Consider the following 561-nt stretch of genomic DNA (forward strand, 5'->3'; position numbering starts at 1 on the left):
CCCCCGACACCTCCCGGACGCGGCTCGACGGACTGCTCCTCGTGGCGCTCGTCGTCTGGGGGCTCGCGCAGCTCGCGCCGCATCTGGCCCATCCCGCCATCTACAACTGGGACGAGGCGATGCATCAGGCCGCCGCGCGAGGCACGCACGACACCTTCTTCACGCCGCACATCTACAAGGATCCGCTCTACCCGAGCGACCCCCGGCACTGGTGGGCCGCGCACGTCTGGATGCACAAGCCCACGGGCCCCTTCTGGTTCGGGGCCCTGATGATGCACGTCGTGGGGGTGACGCCGCTCGCGCTGAGGCTGGCGTCGCTGCTGGGACACCTGGCCGCGGCGGCCGCCATCTACCTCATCGCCCGGAGGCCCGCGGGGCGGCTGTGGGCCACGCTGGGCGCGGCGGCGTTCCTGGCCCTGCCCTTTGGCTGGCAGCTCGTGCAGGGGCGCTTCTTCGGAGACGTGACCGACTGCACCCTGGCGGGCTGCAACGCCGTGGCGGTAGCGCTCCTCTTCCACGCCACCCGGGAGAAGTCCTGGAGGTGGGGGCTCGCGGCGGGCG

Annotated in this window: 1 protein-coding gene; it reads left to right on the forward strand. The window is 72.5% G+C overall.

Going from position 1 to position 561, the window contains the following annotated elements; translation table 11 throughout:
* Positions 1-561 (forward strand): glycosyltransferase family 39 protein (locus D7V97_RS43560; RefSeq protein WP_199729252.1); only part of this gene is annotated, 561 nt, incomplete at both ends.

Source organism: Corallococcus sp. CA053C (genome assembly GCF_003611675.1).
GTDB lineage: Bacteria > Myxococcota > Myxococcia > Myxococcales > Myxococcaceae > Corallococcus.